This window comes from Qipengyuania flavescens (genome assembly GCF_029688735.1).
Taxonomy (GTDB): domain Bacteria; phylum Pseudomonadota; class Alphaproteobacteria; order Sphingomonadales; family Sphingomonadaceae; genus Qipengyuania.
The window spans coordinates 289,676-311,039 of record NZ_JARULD010000002.1; the positions used below are offsets into that span (position 1 = coordinate 289,676).

Genomic DNA, 21,364 nt, shown 5'->3' on the forward strand with positions numbered 1-21,364 from the left:
GTCCATAGCTAGCAAGCATCATGGCAACCCGGCGACTTCCCCCCCTGCGTGCGCTCGAAGCTTTCGTGCGCACCGTCCGGCTGGGTTCCGCCCGGGCGGCGGCGGAGGAACTGGGCCTCAGCCCCTCGGCCCTGTCTCGGCGGATCGGAAACCTCGAGGAATTCGTGGGCAAGAAGCTGTTCACGCGTGCACGGCAGTCGATGCAGCTGACCGACGACGGGCATGCGTTCTACGAGGCGGTGAATCCGCAGCTGGAGGCACTTGCGCGGGCGGTGGAGAGCCAGTCCGACAATCTCTCGTTACTTCGGTTGCGCCTTGGCGTGCTGCCGCTGTTCGGCACTCAGCGCCTGTTCCCCAAGCTCGGCGAATTGCGCGCGCGCCATCCGCTGCTGCACATCGATATCGATACGGGCGCGCATCTCGAAGATCGTGTCGGCGACCTCCTCGATGCCGCCATCATCCTGTCGCGCGGGCCGGAGCGGGGCCTGCATGCCGTGCGACTGGACTACAACAAGGTCCATGCCATCTGCAGTCGCGGTTTGCAGGAGAAGCTGGGCGACAATCCCGATCAGGACAAGCTCGCAAAACAGACCTTCCTGATCCACAACGAACTGTCCGAAAGCTTCGTCGCCTGGCGGCAGGAGATCGGCATGCCCGATCTAGAGCCTGCAGCAATCGATCACTTCGATTCAGGGCAGATCATGCTGGAAGCGGCCGCGCAGGGCCTCGGCATTGCGATCATGCATGACGACCACTTGCGCCGCGCTCACGACAACCGGCTCGCCCGCCTGTTCGATGTCGATGTGGAAAGCCCCTATAGCTACTGGTTCGTGTGCAAACCGACCGCACTGGAAGAGCGTCCCGTGCGGCTGTTCCACGACTGGCTGATCGGCGCCGAACTCTAGGGCGCGTCCGCGCCGCCGTCCTTGGGGCGATAGCGCACCGCATCGACGACATGCTGGAAATCGCGCAGTGGCCTGCCGAGTGCGGCAACCAGCGCTTCCTCGATCTCCTCTCGCGCCTTGGCCGCAATCGCCTTGCGTCCGCGATGGTCCTCCGGACTGAACGGCTCGAGGTAGTTGATACGCAGGGGAAAGGTGCCCTTGCGTGCCATGACGCGCATCGCATTGTGCAATCCGCTTTCGTCGCCGACCCAGCCGATTTCCTCGGCATTTTCGCCATAGTCGAGCATCACCGGCTGGACGAGGACACCGGGCGGCGGCGGTTCCAGAACCGACAGCATAGAGGACTTGAACGGTAGCAACGACTGTCCGTCCGTCACCGTGCCCTCGGGAAAGACCGTGACCGACCAATTGTCCTGCAGCGCTTCCTTCAGCGCATTGATTTGTTCGGCCACGCCCAGGCGGTTCTCGCGCTTCACGAAGACTGTGCGATTGAGGCGGCACAGCCAGCCGATCACCGGCACCTCCGCCAGTTCCTGTTTGGCGACGAAGGCGGTGCCGCTGGCTCCCGCAGAGGCGAGGATGTCGACCCACGACAGGTGATTGGAGATGAAGAAAACGTCCCGCCGCAGCGGCGTGCCTACGATAGTGACCCGCGCTCCGATTACTCGCGCCGTGTAGCGCAGGAACAGCATGGGGAAGGGCGAACCATAGGCGAAGATGCGGTAGAGATAGTGCAGCGGCACGAACACGATCAGCAGGGCGAGGATGCCGAGCGCCCGTAACGTGAACCGCACCCAGCCGACCGCGGTCAGTGGCACCTTTTCTCCGCGCGCAGCGGCCAGCCTGCGCTCGGTATAACGTGCGAGGCGCCGCTCAGCTCTCGCGGTCGAGCCGGACGCCATAGAGTTCCAGGCGATGGTCGACGAGGCGGTAGCCGAGCTTCTCGGCGATCTGCTTCTGCAATGCCTCGATTTCGGGGTCGACGAATTCGATAACTTTACCCGTTTCCACGTCGATCAGGTGATCGTGGTGGGCTTCGGGCGCCGCTTCGTAGCGCGCGCGCCCGTCGCCGAAATCGTGGCGGTCGAGGATCCCTGCCTCTTCGAACAAACGAACGGTGCGATAGACCGTCGCGATCGAAATGCCGGAATCGATCTTGTTGGCGCGCTCGTGGAGCAGTTCGACATCGGGGTGGTCGTCGCTTTCCGACAGGACGCGCGCGATAACCCGCCGCTGTTCGGTAATGCGCAGGCCCTTGTCGGCACACAATTGCTCGAGATCGATTTTCTGGTGCATTTGCTTCCCGATTGAAAAACGCCCCGTACCCTTATCGGGCCGGGGCGTCTTCCTCAAGGCGAACCGAAGGGCTTTATGCGCTCTTCTTCTTGCGACCGCGCTTCTGGCCGGGCTTGCGGCCAAGGCCGATCTTCACCGCAAGGTCGCGGCGGGTGGCGGCATAGTCCGGCGCGACCATCGGATAATCGGCCGACAGTCCCCAACGCGCTCGATAGTCTTCCGGCGTCATGTCATGCTCGGTCGACAAGTGCCGCTTGAGCATTTTCATCTTCTTGCCGCAGTCGAGGCAGACCAGATGGTCCTTCTTTACCGAAGAACGGACCGAAACAGCGGGATCGGGAGTGGGTTCGGCGGCGGAGCCTGCGCCGTCGAGGCCGGAAAGGGCTGAATAGACATTGGAAATAAGCGTCGGCACGTCCTCGACGGCCACGCTATTGTTGCTCACGTGTGCAGCGACAATATCCGAGGTCAGCGTGATCAGCGTTTCGGTCATGTCGGTTTCGATAGTGTCCATTCGGCAAGGCTCCCTTCAGCCTGTCTTATTGATGCTACCCTCCGGTAGGCAACATTGTATAAAATCGACAAGAGAAGGTAAAGCGTCCAGTTCACAGGATTATTTTGACGCAAATATACAAGTGAATTGGCGTGTATTTACAACTTTCGACCGAAGGTGATGGCATCCAGGGTCTGGCCATCGAGAGTGCGGTAATAGGCAGGCCGCCGACCGATCGGTTCGAACCCGACTGCGCGATAGAGTTGCTCGGCCGGGTTATTGGCGCGCATTTCCAGGAATACCTGCTCCGCGCCGCCATTGCGGGCACTCTCGAAGAATTGTTCGAGTAATTGGCGGCCTAGGCCTTTGCCGCGATGGTCGGGGTGGACCGCAACGAGCAGCAATTCTTCCTCCCCCGGTGCGCGGCGGGCGAGAACGAACCCGGCGGCTTCCTCGTCTGCGCCGATGGCGTCGCCTCGGACGTTGCACAGCAAGGCATAAGTATGGGGCAGGGCGAGCGACCCCTCGACCTGCGCCCGCGTCCACGCTTCGCGCCAATGCGGGTCGAAGGCAGCATCCATGACTGCCATCAACTTGTCGATCTCGTTCATTTACTAGGAAGCTTCGCGTCCGGCCCCCGACCGTAGAGGGGCGCCAGATCGGAGGTGAGGCTGCTTTCGTGGAGCAAATATGCCGCACGGGCATCCGGTGTCAGCTCCAGCACAAGCGTATCCTTTTCCAACAACGCTGCCAGCTCCTTGGCGCGATTGCCGACCAGGACGCGGTGGCGAGCGGCCTGCGTTGCCGCGTCGGGCACAAGTGATCGAACCTCGTCCTCGGCCTGTCCATAGCCATCGTAATTCTGGACGAACCACTCGCCGTGGCCCCCGTTCATGCAGATGCTAACCGGCTCGGCGTGATCCGCACCCGCGATTGCGGCGATCAGCTCCAGCGTCGGATAGCCGAGCACCTCGGCTCCCCAGGCGATGCCGAGCGCTCGCGCCACCGCAAGTCCGATCCGCACGCCGGTAAAGCTACCCGGACCAAGCGACACGAGGATGCGATCCGCACGGCCCTTCCCGGGCAGTTCGGCGATCATCGGCACCAGCCGTTCGGCATGGCCGCGCCCCAGAACCTCGTGCCGCGCCTCGACGAGCTTTGCGTCATCGAAAAGCGCCACCGAGCAGGCTTCGGTCGCCGTTTCTATCGCGAGAATACGCATCCCCGCCGCCCTGCCTCAGGCGCGGCTGCGCTTCAAGTCAGGCGATGCGGTTGAACTTCTCGAAATCGGGACGCGGGCTGCGGCCGAAGATCGTCGTTTCGTCTCCATAGCCGATGGCGCAGACCCAATCCGCCTTGTGGCGCGGGCTGTCGGCGAAGAAAGCCTCGGTCACCTTGTCGAGGTCCACGCCCGACATCGGCCCGCAATCGAGCCCCTGCGCGCGCGCGGCGATCATCAGATAGGCACCCTGCAGCGCCGAGTTGCGCTTTGCGCCTTCGATACGGCCGTCCTCGTCGCCTTCGAACCAGCTCTTGGCATCGGTATGCGGGAACAGCCAGGGCAGTTCCTCGTGAAAGTCGATGTCGTAGCCGATGACGACGACGACCGGCGCGGTCTTGATCTTTTCCTGGTTCCCTTCGCTCGCGCATTCGGCAAGCTTGTCGCGCGATTCCTGCGACATGCACCAGACGAACCGGCCCGGCTGCATGTTTGCCGAGGTCGGGCCCATTTTCAGCAATTCGTAGATCGCCTGAATCTGCTCTTCGCTCACCGGCTTGTCGAGCCAGCCGTTATAGCTGCGCGCCTCGCGGAAAATCTGGTCGAGCGCGTCGGCGGAGAGCGTGTTGTCGTGGAATTGCTTGGTCATGAAATCCTCTTGTCTGGGCCGGTCAGGCTGCGCGGACTTCAACGACCTCCGGGACATAATGTTTCAGCAGGCCTTCGATACCGTGCTTGAGCGTGGCGGTGGAGGAGGGGCAGCCAGAGCAGGCGCCCTGCATCTGCAGATGGACAATACCGTCGCGATAGCCGCGATACTGGATGTCGCCGCCATCACCCGCAACAGCCGGGCGCACACGAGTTTCCAGCAGTTCGTTGATCTGAGCGATGATGTCGGAATCCTCGTCGCGCTCCTCGACCAGCATGCTTTCGTCTTCCGCCGGCACGCTGATGCCGCCTGCGCTACCGGGCATGAACAGCGGCGCTTCTGACACGAAATGGTCGAGCAGGATGGCGACGACCTGCGGCTTCAGGTCGGTCCAGCTGACGCCGGGTGCTGCGGTGACAGTGATGAAATCGCCGCCGAAGAACACGTTGGTCACATCGCCCAGATCGAAGATCGCTTGGGCCAGCGGGCTTGCCTCCGCTGCTTCTGGCGTGGCGAATTCGCGGGTGCCGGATCTCATCACCGTCTTGCCGGGCAGGAACTTGAGGCTGGAGGGATTGGGCGTGGTTTCGGTTTCGATGAACATGGCAGCTATTTAGGGATAGCGGGAACCGGCCACAAGCGAAGAAGCTTTTTGCCGATGTTCACTGTCCCTTCAGACCAAGGCTCCCTATATCCCCGCCATGGCTATTCTTCCGCGCGCCGTCCGGCGTCTCGCGCTTGTCCTCCCCCTTGCCCTGCTGGCACCGCAGCTTGCGGTTGCGCAGGACCCGGCCCCGCCGACACCGCAATATCTGACGGAAGAGGGCGAGACCCCGTGGATTTACGAGGGCAGCGACGTTCCGCGTGATGAGGAATGGACCTTCGGCGAACTGCCCAATGGCCTGCGCTATGCCGTGCGCAATAATGGTGTCCCGCCCGACCAGGTTTCGATCCGCGTGCGCATCGATGCCGGGTCGCTGCATGAGGAAGATAGCGAGCAGGGCTATGCCCACTTGCTCGAGCATCTTCTGTTCCGCGAAAGCCAATATCTCGGCCCGGCGATGGCGATCCCGACCTGGCAGCGGCTCGGTGCCACCTTCGGCAGCGATACCAATGCCGAAACCAGCCCCACGCACACGGTCTACAAGCTCGACTTGCCAAATGTGGACGAGGCCAAGCTGGCCGAGAGCATGAAAATTCTCTCCGGCATGGTTCGTGCGCCGGTGCTGAGCGATGCCAATGTGCAGGCCGAAGTGCCCATCGTGCTCGCCGAGAAGCGCGAGCGGGGCGGCCCGCAGCAGCGTGCTGCCGAGCAGACACGCGAGACGCTGTTCGCTGGCCAGAAGCTTGCCAATCGCCTGCCGATCGGAACCGAAGCGACGTTGAACGGCGCGACCGGCGCTTCGGTCGGCGCGTTTTACGAGCGTTGGTATCGCCCCGAGAACACCGTGATCGTCGCGGTCGGCGATCTCGATCCGATGCAACTTGCCGCCGAAGTCGAGAAATGGTTCGGCGACTGGCAGGGCGAGGGCGCGGCGACTCCCGCCCCCGATTTCGGCGATCCCGTCGCACCTCCCGGAGCCGATCCCGCCAATCCGGTGGGCGAAGTCGCAGGCATCGTCGCGCCGGGTCTGCAGCGTAGCTTCACCTATGCCGTGATGCGTCCGTGGCGTCCGGTGAACGATACGATCGTCTATAACGAAGGGCTGCTGCGCGACAGCCTGGCACAGGCGCTGATCAATCGGCGGCTCGAAGCGCGGGCGCGTGCGGGCGGCAGCTATCTTTACGCGCAGGTCGCGCAGGACGATGTCAGCCGCTCCACCGATGCGACCTTCGTATCCTTCGCGCCGCTTTCCGAGGATTGGGAAGCGGCGCTCGCCGACGTGCGCGGCGTGATCGCCGATGCGCTGGCCAATCCGCCGACGCAGGAAGAGATCGACCGCGAGCTGGCGGAATTCGAATCCATCTTCGCAAGCTCGGTCGAGCAGCGCCGCGTAATGGCGGGTGCGCGGCTGGCAGACGATATCGTCAATGCGGTCGATATCCGTGAAACCGTCGCCGCACCGGAGACGGTGCTGACAGTATTCAACTCGATGCGCGAGAAGGTCACACCGGAGCAGATGCTCGAACAGACCCGCAAGCTGTTCGCCGGCCCGGTCATTCGCGCGGCCTATGTAACGCCGGAAACGGGCGAGGCGAGCGATGCGGAAATCCGCACCGCCATGCTGGCTCCGGTCGAGGCGGCTTCGGACGCGCGGATTGCGGCGCAGGATATTTCCTTCGCGGACCTGCCTGCCATCGGCGAACCGGGCACGATCGCCCAGCAGGGTCCGCTCGGCGTGCTCGATATCGAGCGGGTCGACTTCGCCAATGGTGTGAAGGCCATTTTGTGGGCCAATGATGCAGAACCGGGCCGTGTCGCGGTCAAGGTGCGCTTCGGCGGCGGCTGGCGCGCGATTGCCGAGGACGAGGCCGCCTACGCAATGCTTGGCCGCATGGCGCTGGTCGGATCGGGCGTTGGCGAGCTGGGACAGGAAGAACTCGACCGGATTTCCACCGGACGCCGCATGGGCTTCGATTTCGACATCACCGACGGGGCCTTCACCCTGTTCGCGCAGACCCGTAAGCAGGATCTGGCCGACCAGCTCTATATCTTCGCGGCCAAATTCGCGATGCCGCGCTGGGACCCGAACCCGGTCGAGCGCGCCAAGGCTGCGGCGCGGCTAGCCTATGAAAGCTATGCCGCCAATCCGGCGGGCGTGATCAATCGCGACCTCGAATACCTCCTGCGCGACAAGGACGGCCGCTTCGAAGTGGCCGACCCCGCCGCGATCGCCGCGACGACGCCGGAAGGTTTCCGAGAAGTCTGGGAACCGCTGCTCAAAAACGGCCCGATCGAGGTGTTGGTATTTGGCGATTTCGACAAGGCCGAGGGGATCGCAGCATTGACGCGGACCTTCGGTGCGCTCGACCAGCGCGGGGAGCTTTCGCCCGACGTCGCCAACGAAGGCTTCGGCTTCCCCGAACCTGGCGAGACCGTGGTGCGGTACCATAACGGCGATGCCAACCAGGCCGCTGCCGTCATTGCCTGGCCGAGCGGCGCGGGCGTCGACGGCCTGCCTGAATCGCGCCAGCTCGAAATCCTGACGCAGGTGTTCAACAATCGCTTAATGGACGCGATGCGCGAGCGGGCGGGGGCGAGCTATGCGCCGGTGATCAACAGCCAGTGGCCGACGGATGTCGAAAGCGGGGGGCGGATCACCGCCTTTGCCCAGCTGCGGCCCGAGGACGTGCCCGCCTTCTTCGCCGCCGCGGACACAATCGGCCAGGATCTCGCGACTACGCCGCCCAGCGCGGACGAGCTCCAGCGCGTAACCGAGCCGTTGCTGCAATATGTAAACCGCGTGTCGACCGGGAACCTGTTCTGGCTGTTCCAGCTGGAAGGATCGACGCAGGACCCGGCCCGCATCGGCCTGTTGCGCTCGCTGCTGAACGACCTCACGCAGACGACGCCGGAGCGGATGCAGGCGCTGGCGCAGAAGTATTTCGGCGACAAGCGCGGTTGGCGCATGGCGGTGATCCCCGAGGGACAGGAATTGGCGACGCGCGTTACGAGCGCGCCCGCCGAGGCTGGCCGCTAGGCGGATCCCTCTCCGGTCACAGCAATCGGGTTTTTGGACTGGCCAAGCAAAAGCTGCTTGCGGCATGAAGCCCGTTCGTCTGCGATAAGCGGATAGAACTGGCGCGATTCCGCGCCGCAACTGGAATTATGAATGACGACGAACTGGGCACCGGATAGCTGGAAGAGCTTCGAGGCACGGCATCTGCCCGAATATCTCGACGCCGCGGCGCTCGATGCGGCGACAACGGCGCTCGAAACGCATCCCCCGCTCGTCTTCGCGGGCGAGGCGCGGGCGCTCAAGGCCGATCTCGCCGAGGTGGCCGAGGGCAAGGCCTTCCTGTTGCAGGGCGGCGACTGCGCCGAAAGCTTCGCCGAATTCCACCCGAACAATATCCGCGACACCTTCCGCGTACTGCTGCAGATGGCGGTCGTCATGACCTTCGCCAGCAAGAAGCCGGTGGTGAAGGTGGGGCGGATGGCGGGCCAGTTCGCCAAGCCGCGCAGTTCGAACACCGAAACGCAGGACGGCATTACCCTGCCGAGCTATTTCGGCGACAATATCAACGGCATCGATTTCGACGAAGCCAGCCGGACCAACGATCCCCAGCGCATGGTGCGCGCCTATTCGCAGGCTGCCGCCACACTCAATCTGCTGCGCGCCTTCGCCGGCGGCGGCTATGCGAACCTGCGTCAGGTTCACCAGTGGACGCTCGAATTCATGGGCCGCAGCCCCTGGGCGGACAAGTTCAAAGACGTCGCCGACCGCATCGGCGAGGCGCTCGATTTCATGGAAGCCTGCGGGATCACGCCCGAGACGCTGCCGCAATTGCGCGGCACTAGCTTCTACACCAGCCACGAAGCGCTGCTGCTCCCCTATGAGCAGGCGTTGACCCGCCGCGACAGCCTGACCGGCGACTGGTACGATACCAGTGCGCATATGGTCTGGATCGGCGACCGCACCCGCTTCCGCGATAGCGCGCACATCGAATTCGCGCGCGGAATCGGCAATCCGCTGGGCATGAAATGCGGGCCGAGCCTGGAAACGGACGATCTGCTGCATCTGCTCGACACGCTCAATCCGGCGCGCGAGCCGGGCCGTATCACGCTGATCAGCCGCTTCGGCCACGACAAGGTCGAAGACGGCCTGCCACGCCTCGTGCGCGCGGTGAAGTCGGAAGGCCATCCGGTCGTGTGGAGCTGCGATCCGATGCACGGCAATGTCGTGAAATCGGAAAGCGGCTACAAGACGCGGCCTTTCGACCGCATCCTTACCGAGGTGAAGGGCTTCTTCGCCGTCCACCGCGCCGAAGGGACGCATCCGGGCGGCATCCATGTCGAGATGACCGGTCAGGACGTGACCGAATGCGTTGGCGGCGCGGTCGCCATCACCGACGAGGCGCTCAAAGATCGCTATCACACGCATTGCGATCCCCGCCTAAATGCGGCGCAATCGCTGGAGCTGGCCTTCCTGATTGCCGAAATGCTCAACGAGGAGCACGCCGTCCGCCGCGCCGACGCCGCCTGAGCGGCTGCGTTAGGCATTATCCCCTAACTGCGGTTTGCGCCGCATTTCCCGACGCTCGCCTACTCCCGGCGCTGCGAAAGGAGATCGTGCGCCGATGCCGACGAGCCGGGTCGATACTGCATTAATGGCGACGGTTTGGCTGCTGGTCTGTGCTGCCTCCGTAACGATGGTGGCGGCGGGTGATGCCGGTGCCCCATTGTGGTCGATGCTCACAGCGCTCGTAGTGCTTGGCGCATTGATCCACCGGCACGCCAAGCGCAATTCCGCCTCAGCGCTCTGCCCACCACGTCCCCAGCAACCCCTGAACACCAGCCTGGCAGACGAACTCGCCGGCATCGGGCGGTGGAGCTTCGACCCTGCCACCGAGCGCCATCGCTGGTCGCGCGAATTCTGCCGCATTGCCGGACTGCCTCCGATGACCGCGCCCGATGCGGCCTGTCTCCAGTCGCTCATGCCGCAGGGACTTCAGCAGATGCAGGCGACGCTCGCCGGCCATGCGAAGGACCGCGAGACCTATGCCGTGGAGTTCGAAATCGAGAACCCGCAACTAGGCACCCGGCTGCTGCGCGCCCAAGCGCGCAATATGTTCTCGCCCCAGGGGGTGTGCGAACAGGTGCTGATGGTCGTGCGCGATGTGACCGAAGAATATTCGCAGGTTGCCCGCATCGAACAGGAGCGCGCCACTGCCGTGCGCGAGGCGGATGAGGCGCGGCAATTGGCCAATACCGACGCGCTGACAGGGCTCGCCAATCGCCGCAGCGCTATGCAGGCGCTGGACCGCGAGATCATGTGCGCACGGCAGAGCGGCGATCCGCTGGCGCTGCTCGTATTCGATGTTGACCACTTCAAGGCCGTCAACGACACCCACGGGCATACCCAAGGCGATCTGGTACTGGCGGAGATCGGCTCGATCATCCGGCGGCAGAAGCGCGACGGTCAATTCGCCGCGCGCGTCGGGGGCGAGGAGTTTCTGATGATCTTGCCAGGCGCCAATGGCCGCGCCGCGTCCGCTGCGGCCGAAAGGCTGCGACTGGCAATCGATCATGGCACGCGAATGGCGGACGCGCCGTCCGTCACCGTAAGTGTCGGGCACGCGGCTTTGGGGCCGGGCGATACCAGCCTGACCCTGTTCGCCCGCGCGGACGAAGCGCTCTACGCAGCGAAGCGCGGAGGCCGGAATCAGGTGAGATTGGCCGCATGACGTCGGATCAGCGCGGCACTGCCAACCTAAGTCTTTAAACTGCCAACGGATTGCGCCATGTATGGCGCTGGTCGTCGCATTCTGACGTCCGTCGCAATCAGGGGGCGCACCAATGTCACGCCCAAATCCAGTACCCGCCCAGGCCGATGCGCGGCTCGCCGCGCGCTTCGCCTCCGTGCGCGCGCTAACCGAAGCGCTTGCCGCACCGCTGTCCGAAGCGGACGCTACGCTGCAGTCGATGGAAGATGCCTCGCCGGCGAAATGGCATCTCGCCCATGTGACGTGGTTCTGGGAAACCTTCCTCTTGCGCGACCACCTCGATGGCTACAGGCTCTATGACGAGCGCTGGCCCTTCGTCTTCAACTCCTATTACGAGGCCGAGGGCGAGCGGATTGCGCGGTTTTCCCGCGGCATGCTGTCGCGCCCGACCGTCGCCGACATCCTCGACTGGCGCGCCCATGTCGATGCCGCGATGGAACCGCTGTTCGAGCGCGAGGAGCTCGCACCACTGATCGAGCTTGGCCTGTCGCACGAACAACAGCATCAGGAACTGCTGCTCACCGACATCAAGCATGCGCTGTTCCAGAACCCGCTCGGCCCGGCAATGTGGGACGAGAAAGCCGCTGCCGCGCAAGCACAGGTTGACGACTGGCATTCGCACCCTGGCGGGATCGCGCGGATCGGCCATCAGGAAGCAGGCTTCGCGTTCGACAACGAAGGCCCTGCGCACCGCGTATTGCTGGAACCCTTCGCGCTCTCTTCGCGATTGGTGACCAATGGCGAATGGGCCGAGTTCATCGCCGACGGCGGTTATGAGACCGCCTCGCTATGGCTGTCGGACGGCTGGGCATGGGTGAATGACAACAAGGTTCGCGCGCCGCTTTACTGGCACGAGGACGAGCACTTTACCCATAGCGGCTGGCAACGGCGCGATCCCGAGGCACCAGTCACGCACTTCTCCTATTTCGAGGCGGATGCCTTTGCCAGCTGGGCGGGCCATCGCCTGCCGACCGAGTTCGAATGGGAAGCCATCGCACGCGGGCAGGAGGGCGAAGCCGCAGCGCACGATCCGAACGGTGGCAACCAGCTGGTCGAGGCTGCGCCCCCGCTGCCGGTTGGGGGCGACAGCCTGTTCGGCGATTGCTGGCAGTTTACCCGCTCCGCCTATCTGCCCTATCCGCGGTTCCAGCCGGCCGAGGGTGCGGTGGGCGAATACAATGGCAAGTTCATGAGCGGGCAGTTCGTCCTCAAGGGCGCCAGCTGCGCCACGGCACGCGGCCATTCGCGCGCCTCCTATCGCAATTTCTTCTACCCGCACCAGCGCTGGCAGTTCACCGGCGTGCGGTTGGCAAAGGATATCTGATGAAAGCCGATACCGGTATCGCCATCGTCGATCGCGATGAGACGGGCGTCGACAAGGCCTTCCGTGCCGATGTGCTGAAAGGCCTCGCCCAGCGCCAGAAGGCGATCCCCGCGCGCTGGTTCTACGACGAGCGCGGATCGCAGCTGTTCGAGGACATTACCAAACAGCCGGAATATTATCCGACGCGCGCGGAGACCGAAATCTTGCGCGACCGTGGCAGCGAATTTGCCGAGCTTGTCGGACCCGATCGCGCGGTGGTCGAATTCGGCTCCGGCAGCTCGGTCAAGACGCCGTTGTTGCTGGAGGCGGTCGCACCCGGGGCATACGTCCCGCTCGATATATCCGGTGAGTTCCTGCGCCAGTCGGCGGCTGCGCTGTCGGAGAAGTTTCCCGGCCTCCCGGTCCATCCGGTGGAAGCCGATTTCATGCGCAAGGTCGAACTGCCCGACGAGGTCGATCATCTGAGGAAGCTTGGCTTCTTCCCCGGCTCGACGATCGGCAACATGGTGCCGCGCACCGCGGTCGACCTGCTGCGGTCGATGCGTGCCACCATGGGCGCGGACGAGGGGCAACTGCCGATGCTGCTGATCGGCATGGATCTGGTAAAGGATCGCGAGGTGCTGGAGGCCGCCTATGCCGACGAAGAAGGCGTCACGGCCAAGTTCAACTGCAATCTGTTGCACCGCATCAATCACGAACTTGGCGGGACGATCGCAACGGAGAAGTTCGAGCATCGAGCGATCTGGAACGACGATTTCGCGCGGATCGAAATGCATCTTCTCGCTACCGAGCCGGTCGATTTCGAGGTTTCCGGCAAGCGTTTCTCGATGGCGAAAGGCGATACGATCCACACTGAGAACAGCCACAAGTTCACCCGGCGCAGCGCCAATACTCTGTTGCTGGCAGGCGGGTGGACGCCGCAGAAGCGCTGGACAGACGCAGAGGAGCGGTTCTCGGTGATCCTCGCCCAAGCGACAGAACAGCGCGACGCGCCATAATGCCGCGTTCAATCGCGATTGTCGGCGCGGGCATGGCCGGGCTGGCCTGCGCTACGCAGCTCGCACGCGACGGACGGCGGGTGACCCTGTTCGACAAGGGGCGTGGGCCGGGCGGGCGTATGGCGACGCGCCGTGCCGAAATCGGCGGCGAAACGGTTCGTTTCGATCACGGCGCGCAATATTTCACCGCGCGCGATACGGGATTTCAGGAACAGGTGGCGCTGTGGGAGCGCGAGAGCGTGGTCGCACGGTGGCCGGCGGCGGGTGAAGATGCTTGGGTGGGGACACCGGCTATGAACGCGCCAATCAAGGCCCTGGCCGAGCCGCTCGAGGTTCAGTGGGCCGCTCGCGTTACCGACATCGTCAAAAGCGAGCAGGGCTGGCGCTTGAATGTCGATGACGAGATTCACGAGTTCGAAAGCGTCGTCTTCGGCATCCCTGCAGAGCAGGCGGCAGAGCTTCTCGCCGATATTCATGCGGAGTTTGCCGACCGGGCACGGCGCACACAGTCCCGCCCGTGCTGGGCCTTGATGGCACAGTTCCCCGAACGGCTGGAGTGCGGCGACGTCCTGCGGGGCGGGGAGGGCGACACGGTCTCCTGGGCTGCGCGCAACGGAGCCAAGCCGGGCCACGACGGATCGGAAAGCTGGGTCGTCCATGGCTCGCCCGACTGGTCCCTCGCGCATCTGGAGGAAGAGGCCGAGAACGTTGCAGGCCAGCTTCTCGACGCGTTTCTTCATCAAGCTGAGGTCATGCCGCAGGCACCGCTGCACATGGCCGCACACCGCTGGCGGTTTGCCATGGCGGAACCGATCGATGGGCCGGATGCACTATGGGATGCGGAGGCCCGGATCGGCGTCGCAGGCGACTGGTTGATCGCTCCGCGTGTCGAAGCCGCGTGGCTTTCGGGAACCCGGCTGGCGCGCGCTATTCTCCGCTAGCCTTCCGTTCATTGGAAAGCAGGCTCAACGCTCTATATTGGCTGTATGGACCTCGCTTCCACCTTCTCCGCCATCGCCGATGCCTTGCGCGCCATTCCGCGCTCCGAGCTGCTTCTTGCCGCAGTCGCCGCAATGGTGCTCGGCTGGATTGGGGCGATGGTTGCCCGCAGATCGGCACTAGGCGGTGTCATTCGCACGGTGAGTTCGCTGGCGCTTGGCGTGATCCTGCTGACCGTCGTGCTACAATTGTCGCGCTTCGACCCGCGGTTCGATGTGGCGGTTCCGCAGATCGGTTTGCCCGAACAGGTCGTCAGCGGCGGCGAAACCCGCATCCCCCTCTCGCCCGATGGCCATTACTGGGTTCGTGCGAGCGTGAACGGTGTCGAGGGCAATTTCATGATCGACACCGGCGCCACGCTGACCGCGATCTCCGCGCCGCTGGCCGAGAAGGCCGGGCTGGAACCGCGCCGGGGCGGTATTCCCATCCTGCTCGGCACGGCGAACGGCACGGTGCAGGCGCATGTGACGACCATCGACAGCCTCGAACTCGGCAATATTCGCGCCAGCGGCACCGATGCCGCAGTTGCCGAAAGCTTCGGCGACTTCAACGTGATCGGGATGAATGTGCTCGCCCGGCTGGACGAATGGCGGGTGAAGGACGGTACGCTCATCCTCGTGCCGAAAGCGCAAGACGCTATCTCCGAGTAGGGGCTTTACCTTGGGCCGCGAGCCGCTAGACCCCCGCCGATGGTCAGCCCCGACACGCTCCCACCGCCGCCACCCCTGGCCAAGCTCATAAGAGAGGTGCCGCTGGCCCTGTTCCTCGATTTCGACGGCACGCTGGTGGAAATCGCGCCCAGCCCGGGCGATATCGACGTTCCCGATGGACTTGCCGACCGCCTACGTGGCTTGCGAGATCGGCTGGACGGCAGGCTCGCCTTGGTCAGCGGCCGCGCCCTCGATGATCTCGAAACGCACCTTGGTCCATGCGAGTTGTGCCGCGCGGGATCGCACGGCGCGTCGCGCCTCCTGCATGACGGCTCGCGCCTGGGCGAAGCGCCGGAGGGGCTGCCCGACGATGCTGTTGCCGAACTGCGCGCCTATGCCGAAAAGCACGATCTCTATTACGAGACGAAGTCCCACGGTGGCGCGCTGCATTTCCGCAAGTCACCCGAGAAACGCGAAGCAACGCTCGCCTTCGCGCGCGACTTTGCCGAAGGGCGCGAGCTGTGCGTCACCAGCGGCAAGGGCGTCGCCGAGATCGTCCGCCAGGGCGCGACGAAAGAGGCGGCAGTCGAGGCCTTCATGGCTATCGAACCCTTCACCGGAGCCACTCCGGTATTCGTCGGCGACGACGTGACCGACGAGGATGGCTTTGCCGGTGCAATCGAATTCGGCGGCTTCGGGGTGGCGGTGGGCGAGCGCATCAGCGAGAAGGCACGCTATCGCCTCGAAAGCGTTACCGCAGTGCGCAATTGGCTGGAGCTGGAATGACCGCAAATCTCGAACTCGCCCCGATTGGCAATTGCCAGGTCAGCGCGCTGGTCGACGAGGAAGGCGGTTTCGTCTGGGGCTGCGTTCCGCGGGTCGACGGCGATCCGGTGTTCTGCTCCCTCCTCAACGGCGACGCAAAAGACCGCGGCACCTGGCGCTTCGAGCTCGAGGGGCAGGTCAGCGCCAGCCAGCATTACGAACGCAACAGCGCGATCTTAATAACCCGGCTGGAGGCGGAAGACGGCAGCGCAGTCGAGATCAGCGATTTTGCTCCGCGCTATGAGAGGTCCGGACGGAAATATCGCCCCGTTGCTTTTACGCGCATCGTACGCCCGGTGGCAGGTGCGCCGCGGCTCAAGGTCGTGCTCGCCCCCATGAAGAATTACGGTGAGGACCTCGCCGCGACCACTAACGGCACCAATCACATCCGTTACCTCGTCGGGCCGCAGGCGCTCCGCCTGTCCACCGATGCGCCAATTGGCTACATCCTGGAAGGACGCCATTACCGCGTCGAGAGCGACCAGCACTTCTTCCTCGGCCCGGACGAGCCCTTCGTCGGTAACATCCGCAGCGAAGTGCGGCGGATGGAAGCCAATACGGCGAAATACTGGCAGCATTGGGTGCGGGGCCTGCACATCCCGCTCGAATGGCAGGAAGAGACGATCCGCGCGGCGATCTCGCTCAAGCTGTGCCAGCACGAGGAAACCGGCGCGATCGTGGCCGCGCTGACGACATCGATCCCCGAAGCGGCCAACAGCCAGCGTAACTGGGACTATCGCTACTGCTGGATCCGCGACAGCTATTACACGGTGCAGGCGCTCAACCGCCTGGGCGCGCTCGACGTGCTGGAGAAATATCTCGCCTACCTGCGCAATATCGTCGACCAGGCCCGCGGCGGGCAGATTCAGCCGCTCTACTCGGTTATGGGCGCGGAAGAACTCGACGAGTTCGAGGCCGAGCATCTCGCCGGCTATCGCGGCATGGGGCCGGTGCGCGTGGGCAATGCGGCCTACAAGCAGGTGCAATACGACTGCTACGGCCAGATCGTCATGCCGACCGCGCAGGCATTCTTCGACCAGCGCCTGCTGCGGATGGCCGACGAGACCGATTTCGCGCATCTCGAGGAAGTCGGCGAGGCGGCCTGGGCGAAGCACGACAAGCCTGATGCTGGGCTGTGGGAATTCCGCACAAGGCAGGAAGTGCACACTTATTCCGCCGTGATGTGCTGGGCCGCCTGCGACCGACTGGCCAATGTCGCGGCCACTCTGGGCAAGGGTGACCGGGTCGTCTTCTGGAAACAGCGCGCAGAGAAGATCCGCGCGACGATCGAAGAGAAAGCCTGGCGCGAGGATGGCGAGCATTACGGCGCCAGCTTCGAGAACGGCTATCTCGATGCGAGCCTCCTGCAGATGGTCGAGCTGCGCTTCCTCAAGCCCGACGACGAGCGCTTCATCAAGACCTTCGCCGCCATCGAGCGGGACTTGCGCCGCGGCGATCATATGCTTCGCTACGCTGCGGAAGACGATTTCGGCGCGCCCGAGACGGCCTTCAATGTCTGCACCTTCTGGCTGATCGAAGCATTGGGGCTGGTCGGGCGCCGTGAGGAAGCGCGCGAGATCTTCGAGAGCATGCTCAGCCATACCACTCATTCGGGCTTGCTGAGCGAGGATCTCGACTATGACACGGGCGAGCTGTGGGGGAACTTCCCCCAGACCTACTCGCTGGTAGGTATCATCAATTGCGCCGGCCTGCTGAGCAAACCGTGGAGCGAAGTCCGCTGACCGATAACCCCCGCCTCGTCGTCATTTCCAACCGCGTTGCCGTGCCGAAGGCGCGGGGCGCAGCGGGAGCGCAAGGGGGGCTCGCCGGTGCGCTGCACGCGGCGCTGAAGGACCGAGAGGGGCTGTGGTTTGGGTGGTCCGGAGAGGAAAGCGAGAGCGGGCGAACCGGCAATATCGACACGCAAACCAACGACGGTGTCACGACGGCGACCATTGATCTGTCGCAACGCGATATCGAGGAGTATTACAACGGCTACGCCAATTCCACGCTCTGGCCGCTGTTCCACGATCGGCTGGATCTGGCAAAATTCGAGCGTGAGACAGCCAAGGGCTACGAGCGCGTCAACGAACGCTTCGCTGAACTCGCCGCTCCGCTGATCGAAGACGACGATGTCGTCTGGGTGCACGACTATCACCTGATCCCGCTCGGCGAACGCCTGCGGTCGCGCGGGCTGAAGAACCGGATCGGTTTCTTCCTCCACATTCCCTGGCCCGCCACGCGCCTGTTCGTTTCGCTGCCGTATCACGAGCGGCTGGTGCGCACGATGCTGCATTACGATCTCGTCGGCTTCCAGACCAGAGAGTGGCTCGATAGCTTCCTGCACTACTGCCGCACCGAACTTGGCGCTCAGGTGGACGAGGAAAATGGCAGCGTCACGCTGGACGGGCGCACGACGCTGGCGCGCGCCTATCCCATCGGGATCGACTGGGACCATTTCAGCAAGCTGGGCGAGACCGGCGAAGCGCGCAATGCTCAGCAGCGGATGATGGCCTCGACCCGGCGGCGTATCTCCATGATTGGCGTCGACCGGCTTGACTATTCCAAGGGCATTCCCGAGCGGATCGACGGGATCGGGCGGTTCTTCGACCGCGAGCCGGAGCGCATCCGCGATCTCGTGTTCGTCCAGATCGCTCCGCCGAGCCGCGAGGACGTGCAGAGCTATCAGGAAATCCGCGAGACGCTGGAGCAGAAATGCGGCCAGATCAACGGCGCACGCAGCGAGGTGGACATGGTGCCCATCCGCTACGTCAACCGCGGTTATAGCCACGAAGAACTGTTCGGCTTTTTCCGCGCCTCGAAGATCGGCCTCGTCACGCCCTTGCGCGACGGCATGAACCTCGTAGCCAAGGAATATGTCGCAGCGCAGGACCCGGAGGATCCCGGCGTGTTGATCCTGTCGAGTTTTGCGGGGGCGGCGCTGCAATTGCAGGATGCAGTCCTCGTGAACCCCCACAGCCCCGACGATATCGCCCATGCGATCCGCAAGGCGCTCGACATGCCGCTGGACGAGCGCAAAGCGCGCTACGAGAAAATGGTAGCAAGTGTACGCGACGACAACGTGCAGGCGTGGACTGCCGACTTCCTGCGCGACCTGGGCTGAACCGCTCGTCTAGACCAGGCGGCGAGCAGGACCCGGGGCCTGCGATTGATAGCCCGGCGCCTCGCCCAGTGCCAGATGGCTGGGCCTTCCCTCTCGCGAGGCAAGCACCAGTTCCACCGTGCGGACCAGGAACTTGCCGATGAACGGCTTGCGGATATAGCCCTGCGCCCCGCCGTAGAGTGCGGCCTGTTCGTCATAAGCCCCGTGGATCGCGGTGAACATGATCACCGGCAGATCGTAATGCTTTTCCGACTGGCGAATCTCGCGCAGCACCTGCTTGCCGGTAAGGCCAGGCATGTCCTGGTCGAGCAACAAGACATCGGGCCGGCGCCAGCGCAGCAGGTCGAGCAGCTTGGTCCCGTCAGTCACCCAACCGCAGGCGTGGCCCGCCTTGATCAGAATGTCGGCGGCCATCTCCGCGATCAATTCGTCGTCGTCGGCAATCAGAATATGCGCCAAGTTTCCGGCTCCTCGCATAGGGTTCGTGCCGAAAACCTAGGTTGCGCGTGTGCGGATAACCTATCCGCAGAACTACGTATGATTGCGCAGTGCGGGCAGGGCTGCCACCACGGCGCACATGATTCGCGATCCCTTCCTTTCGACCACCGGCATTCACAATTTTCGCGACTTCGGCGGGTGGGAAACCGGTGACGGCGGGCGGGTGAAGACCGGCCTGCTTTGGCGCTCCGGCCAGCATGTCGGCGCCAGCGATGCCGACCTCGCCGCGATGGATGCGCTAGGCATCCGCACGGTGGTCGACCTGCGCGGGGAGAGCGAGCGCGAGCGCAATCCGTGTCGCCGTAGCGACGCGTTCGACGCAGACGTGCTGGCCTATGACGGCGAGACGACCTCCAGCCCGCCGCACATGGACATCGATGAAAACACGACGACCGAGGATTTCGCGCGCCAACGGATGCTCGCAGTCTACACCCGCATGCCGCGAAATCCGGCGATGATCGAGATGTTCGGCCGCTATTTCCGCGCTCTGGACGAGCGCGAGGGCGCAAGTCTCGTCCATTGTTTCGCCGGCAAGGATCGCACCGGCGTCGCAGCCATGCTCGTGCTGCACGTGCTCGGCGTGGACCGCGAAAAGCAGATGGCTGAGTTCCTGCGCACCAATGATGCGCCGACGCTGGCAGTGCTGCGCGACCAGTCCGTACCGGGGATCGAGGAACGGCTCGGCCGCAAGCTGGACGAGGGCGCGGTCGTGGCGCTGCTCGGCGTGCGCGAGGAATATCTCGAACGCTGGTGGAGCGAGATCGAGACCGAATACGGCTCGCTCGATGCCTTCCTCGACGGACATTTAGGTGTGGACGAGGCCATGCGCGAACGGCTGATCGCGCGCTTCGTGGCGTGACTCTTCGCGCCTGCATCCCATATAGCGGGCGAACACGAATTCCAGACTGACGGACGACACCACCATGGCTACCCATCGCACCAAGATGCTCATCATCGGCTCCGGCCCGGCGGGCTATTCCGCCGCCATCTACGCCGCGCGCGCGATGATGGAGCCGATCGTGGTGCAGGGCCTCCAGCCGGGCGGCCAGCTGACCATCACCACCGATGTCGAGAACTATCCCGGTTTTGCCGACGTCATCCAGGGCCCCTGGCTGATGGAGCAGATGCAGAAGCAGGCCGAGCACGTCGGCACGCGGATGATGTGGGACACGATCGTCGATGTCGATGTGGCCGGGGGTTCGCCGTTCACTGCTAAAGGCGACAGCGGTGACGAATATATCGCCGACGTGCTGGTAATTTGCACCGGCGCGCAGGCCAAGTGGCTGGGCGTACCGGGCGAGCAGGAACTGGGTGGCAAGGGCGTCTCGGCCTGCGCCACCTGCGACGGCTTCTTCTATCGCGGCAAGAAGGTCGCGGTGATCGGCGGCGGCAATACCGCGGTCGAGGAAGCGCTGTACCTCACCAACCATTCCGACGACGTGACGCTGATCCACCGCCGCGACGAATTGCGGGCGGAGAAGATCCTGCAGGAGCGGCTGCTCAACCATCCGAAGATCTCGGTGCTGTGGAACAAAACGGTCGACAGCTTTGCAGCCGGTCCGACTGGCGCGCTGGGTCATCTCAATCTCAAGGACACGCAGACCGGCGAGACGAGCGAGTTCGCAACCGATGGCGCTTTCGTCGCGATCGGCCACGCGCCCGCGACCGAGCTGTTCAAGGGCAAGCTGCCGATGGACGATGGCGGCTATCTGCTGACCGAGCCGGGTTCGCCCAAGACCGACGTGCCCGGCGTGTTCGCGGCGGGCGACGTGACCGACCATGTCTATCGCCAGGCGGTGACGGCGGCGGGCATGGGCTGCATGGCCGCCCTCGACGCCGAGCGCTTCCTCGCCAATCTCGAGATCGACGCGGACGGTCACGCCCACGTGGCCGAGAAGGAAGCCGCTGAGTAGGTGTCGTCCCAGCGAAAGCTGGGATCGCTCTCCCTCACGCGCAACATTGACTGAAACCGATCCCAGCTTTCGCTGGGAAGACGG

General features: G+C 64.1%; 21 protein-coding genes. 13 read left to right on the forward strand and 8 right to left on the reverse strand.

Features of this window, described 5'->3' with window-relative positions:
• The first annotated feature begins 20 nt into the window (after positions 1-20).
• Positions 21-905 (forward strand): LysR substrate-binding domain-containing protein, encoded by an 885-nt coding sequence (locus P8R33_RS06655; protein WP_278328210.1) that lies wholly within the window; start codon positions 21-23, stop codon positions 903-905.
• Here P8R33_RS06655 and P8R33_RS06660 read toward each other — a convergent pair.
• The 7 genes from P8R33_RS06660 to P8R33_RS06690 form a co-directional block, all read right to left on the reverse strand.
• Complete coding sequence (locus P8R33_RS06660) at positions 902-1,807, reverse strand: lysophospholipid acyltransferase family protein (RefSeq protein ID WP_278328211.1); 906 nt, start codon at positions 1,805-1,807, stop codon at positions 902-904. The genes P8R33_RS06655 and P8R33_RS06660 overlap by 4 nt on opposite strands.
• Positions 1,779-2,201: a Fur family transcriptional regulator gene (locus P8R33_RS06665; RefSeq protein WP_221587950.1), complete on the reverse strand. Its 423-nt coding sequence runs from the start codon at positions 2,199-2,201 to the stop codon at positions 1,779-1,781. Before P8R33_RS06665 ends, P8R33_RS06660 begins: the two co-directional genes overlap by 29 nt.
• 73 nt (positions 2,202-2,274) lie before the next feature.
• Entirely contained in the window at positions 2,275-2,715 is a 441-nt protein-coding gene (locus tag P8R33_RS06670) for a Ros/MucR family transcriptional regulator (protein ID WP_278328212.1), read from the reverse strand.
• Between the two features lie 137 nt (positions 2,716-2,852).
• Positions 2,853-3,305, reverse strand: a complete 453-nt coding sequence (locus P8R33_RS06675) for a GNAT family N-acetyltransferase (protein WP_278328213.1) — start codon at positions 3,303-3,305, stop codon at positions 2,853-2,855.
• Positions 3,302-3,916, reverse strand: coding sequence for a tRNA (adenosine(37)-N6)-threonylcarbamoyltransferase complex dimerization subunit type 1 TsaB (gene tsaB, locus P8R33_RS06680; RefSeq protein WP_278328214.1), 615 nt, complete (start codon positions 3,914-3,916; stop codon positions 3,302-3,304). The genes P8R33_RS06675 and tsaB overlap by 4 nt, the downstream gene beginning before the upstream one ends.
• A gap of 37 nt (positions 3,917-3,953) precedes the next feature.
• The gene (locus tag P8R33_RS06685; RefSeq protein ID WP_278328215.1) at positions 3,954-4,562 is read right to left on the reverse strand and encodes a malonic semialdehyde reductase; all 609 of its coding nucleotides are present in this window, start codon (positions 4,560-4,562) and stop codon (positions 3,954-3,956) included.
• 22 nt (positions 4,563-4,584) lie between these two features.
• Positions 4,585-5,166 (reverse strand): NifU family protein, encoded by a 582-nt coding sequence (locus P8R33_RS06690; protein ID WP_278328216.1) that lies wholly within the window; start codon positions 5,164-5,166, stop codon positions 4,585-4,587.
• A gap of 97 nt (positions 5,167-5,263) precedes the next feature.
• Between P8R33_RS06690 and P8R33_RS06695 the strand changes: the two genes are divergently transcribed.
• The 10 genes from P8R33_RS06695 (at position 5,264) to P8R33_RS06740 (ending at position 18,869) form a co-directional block, all read left to right on the forward strand.
• Positions 5,264-8,203 (forward strand): M16 family metallopeptidase, encoded by a 2,940-nt coding sequence (locus P8R33_RS06695; RefSeq protein ID WP_278328217.1) that lies wholly within the window; start codon positions 5,264-5,266, stop codon positions 8,201-8,203.
• 132 nt (positions 8,204-8,335) lie between these two features.
• Positions 8,336-9,709, forward strand: coding sequence for a class II 3-deoxy-7-phosphoheptulonate synthase (locus P8R33_RS06700; RefSeq protein ID WP_278328218.1), 1,374 nt, complete (start codon positions 8,336-8,338; stop codon positions 9,707-9,709).
• A gap of 94 nt (positions 9,710-9,803) precedes the next feature.
• Positions 9,804-10,910, forward strand: a complete 1,107-nt coding sequence (locus P8R33_RS06705) for a GGDEF domain-containing protein (protein ID WP_278328219.1) — start codon at positions 9,804-9,806, stop codon at positions 10,908-10,910.
• Positions 10,911-11,022: 112 nt separating this feature from the next.
• On the forward strand, positions 11,023-12,273 hold the full coding sequence (gene egtB, locus P8R33_RS06710) for an ergothioneine biosynthesis protein EgtB (RefSeq protein ID WP_278328220.1): 1,251 nt from the start codon (positions 11,023-11,025) through the stop codon (positions 12,271-12,273).
• Positions 12,273-13,271 carry an L-histidine N(alpha)-methyltransferase gene (gene egtD, locus P8R33_RS06715; protein WP_278328221.1) on the forward strand — a complete coding sequence of 333 codons (999 nt, stop codon included), beginning with the start codon at positions 12,273-12,275 and terminating at the stop codon, positions 13,269-13,271. Before egtB ends, egtD begins: the two co-directional genes overlap by 1 nt.
• Positions 13,271-14,212, forward strand: coding sequence for an NAD(P)/FAD-dependent oxidoreductase (locus P8R33_RS06720; RefSeq protein WP_278328222.1), 942 nt, complete (start codon positions 13,271-13,273; stop codon positions 14,210-14,212). Before egtD ends, P8R33_RS06720 begins: the two co-directional genes overlap by 1 nt.
• 45 nt (positions 14,213-14,257) lie before the next feature.
• Positions 14,258-14,920, forward strand: a complete 663-nt coding sequence (locus P8R33_RS06725) for a retropepsin-like aspartic protease family protein (RefSeq protein WP_278328223.1) — start codon at positions 14,258-14,260, stop codon at positions 14,918-14,920.
• 39 nt (positions 14,921-14,959) lie between these two features.
• Positions 14,960-15,706 carry a trehalose-phosphatase gene (gene otsB / locus P8R33_RS06730; protein ID WP_278328224.1) on the forward strand — a complete coding sequence of 249 codons (747 nt, stop codon included), beginning with the start codon at positions 14,960-14,962 and terminating at the stop codon, positions 15,704-15,706.
• Positions 15,703-17,487, forward strand: a complete 1,785-nt coding sequence (locus P8R33_RS06735; RefSeq protein WP_278328225.1) for a glycoside hydrolase family 15 protein — start codon at positions 15,703-15,705, stop codon at positions 17,485-17,487. Before otsB ends, P8R33_RS06735 begins: the two co-directional genes overlap by 4 nt.
• A complete protein-coding gene (locus P8R33_RS06740) occupies positions 17,469-18,869 on the forward strand; it encodes an alpha,alpha-trehalose-phosphate synthase (UDP-forming) (RefSeq protein WP_278328226.1) in 1,401 nt (466 codons plus the stop codon). The genes P8R33_RS06735 and P8R33_RS06740 overlap by 19 nt, the downstream gene beginning before the upstream one ends.
• Before the next feature lie 9 nt (positions 18,870-18,878).
• On the opposite strand, the gene P8R33_RS06745 is transcribed toward P8R33_RS06740, so the two are convergent.
• Positions 18,879-19,328, reverse strand: a complete 450-nt coding sequence (locus tag P8R33_RS06745) for a response regulator (RefSeq protein WP_278328227.1) — start codon at positions 19,326-19,328, stop codon at positions 18,879-18,881.
• 118 nt (positions 19,329-19,446) lie between these two features.
• Here P8R33_RS06745 and P8R33_RS06750 point away from each other — a divergent pair, with 118 nt between their 5' ends.
• Both P8R33_RS06750 and trxB read left to right on the forward strand, forming a co-directional pair.
• The gene (locus P8R33_RS06750; protein ID WP_278328228.1) at positions 19,447-20,226 is read left to right on the forward strand and encodes a tyrosine-protein phosphatase; all 780 of its coding nucleotides are present in this window, start codon (positions 19,447-19,449) and stop codon (positions 20,224-20,226) included.
• 64 nt (positions 20,227-20,290) lie between these two features.
• Positions 20,291-21,280 (forward strand): thioredoxin-disulfide reductase, encoded by a 990-nt coding sequence (gene trxB, locus P8R33_RS06755; protein WP_278328229.1) that lies wholly within the window; start codon positions 20,291-20,293, stop codon positions 21,278-21,280.
• Positions 21,281-21,364 lie beyond the last annotated feature (84 nt).

Excerpts from the sequence above, each read along its gene's own strand:
- P8R33_RS06655 (WP_278328210.1), top strand. The coding sequence starts at position 21 with ATGGCAACCCGGCGACTTCCCCCCCTGCGTGCGCTCGAAGCTTTCGTG.
- P8R33_RS06660 (WP_278328211.1), bottom strand. The coding sequence starts at position 1,807 with ATGGCGTCCGGCTCGACCGCGAGAGCTGAGCGGCGCCTCGCACGTTAT.
- P8R33_RS06665 (WP_221587950.1), bottom strand. The coding sequence starts at position 2,201 with ATGCACCAGAAAATCGATCTCGAGCAATTGTGTGCCGACAAGGGCCTG.
- P8R33_RS06670 (WP_278328212.1), bottom strand. The coding sequence starts at position 2,715 with ATGGACACTATCGAAACCGACATGACCGAAACGCTGATCACGCTGACC.
- P8R33_RS06675 (WP_278328213.1), bottom strand. The coding sequence starts at position 3,305 with ATGAACGAGATCGACAAGTTGATGGCAGTCATGGATGCTGCCTTCGAC.
- tsaB (WP_278328214.1), bottom strand. The coding sequence starts at position 3,916 with ATGCGTATTCTCGCGATAGAAACGGCGACCGAAGCCTGCTCGGTGGCG.
- P8R33_RS06685 (WP_278328215.1), bottom strand. The coding sequence starts at position 4,562 with ATGACCAAGCAATTCCACGACAACACGCTCTCCGCCGACGCGCTCGAC.
- P8R33_RS06690 (WP_278328216.1), bottom strand. The coding sequence starts at position 5,166 with ATGTTCATCGAAACCGAAACCACGCCCAATCCCTCCAGCCTCAAGTTC.
- P8R33_RS06695 (WP_278328217.1), top strand. The coding sequence starts at position 5,264 with ATGGCTATTCTTCCGCGCGCCGTCCGGCGTCTCGCGCTTGTCCTCCCC.
- P8R33_RS06700 (WP_278328218.1), top strand. The coding sequence starts at position 8,336 with ATGACGACGAACTGGGCACCGGATAGCTGGAAGAGCTTCGAGGCACGG.
- P8R33_RS06705 (WP_278328219.1), top strand. The coding sequence starts at position 9,804 with ATGCCGACGAGCCGGGTCGATACTGCATTAATGGCGACGGTTTGGCTG.
- egtB (WP_278328220.1), top strand. The coding sequence starts at position 11,023 with ATGTCACGCCCAAATCCAGTACCCGCCCAGGCCGATGCGCGGCTCGCC.
- egtD (WP_278328221.1), top strand. The coding sequence starts at position 12,273 with ATGAAAGCCGATACCGGTATCGCCATCGTCGATCGCGATGAGACGGGC.
- P8R33_RS06720 (WP_278328222.1), top strand. The coding sequence starts at position 13,271 with ATGCCGCGTTCAATCGCGATTGTCGGCGCGGGCATGGCCGGGCTGGCC.
- P8R33_RS06725 (WP_278328223.1), top strand. The coding sequence starts at position 14,258 with ATGGACCTCGCTTCCACCTTCTCCGCCATCGCCGATGCCTTGCGCGCC.
- otsB (WP_278328224.1), top strand. The coding sequence starts at position 14,960 with ATGGTCAGCCCCGACACGCTCCCACCGCCGCCACCCCTGGCCAAGCTC.
- P8R33_RS06735 (WP_278328225.1), top strand. The coding sequence starts at position 15,703 with ATGACCGCAAATCTCGAACTCGCCCCGATTGGCAATTGCCAGGTCAGC.
- P8R33_RS06750 (WP_278328228.1), top strand. The coding sequence starts at position 19,447 with ATGATTCGCGATCCCTTCCTTTCGACCACCGGCATTCACAATTTTCGC.
- trxB (WP_278328229.1), top strand. The coding sequence starts at position 20,291 with ATGGCTACCCATCGCACCAAGATGCTCATCATCGGCTCCGGCCCGGCG.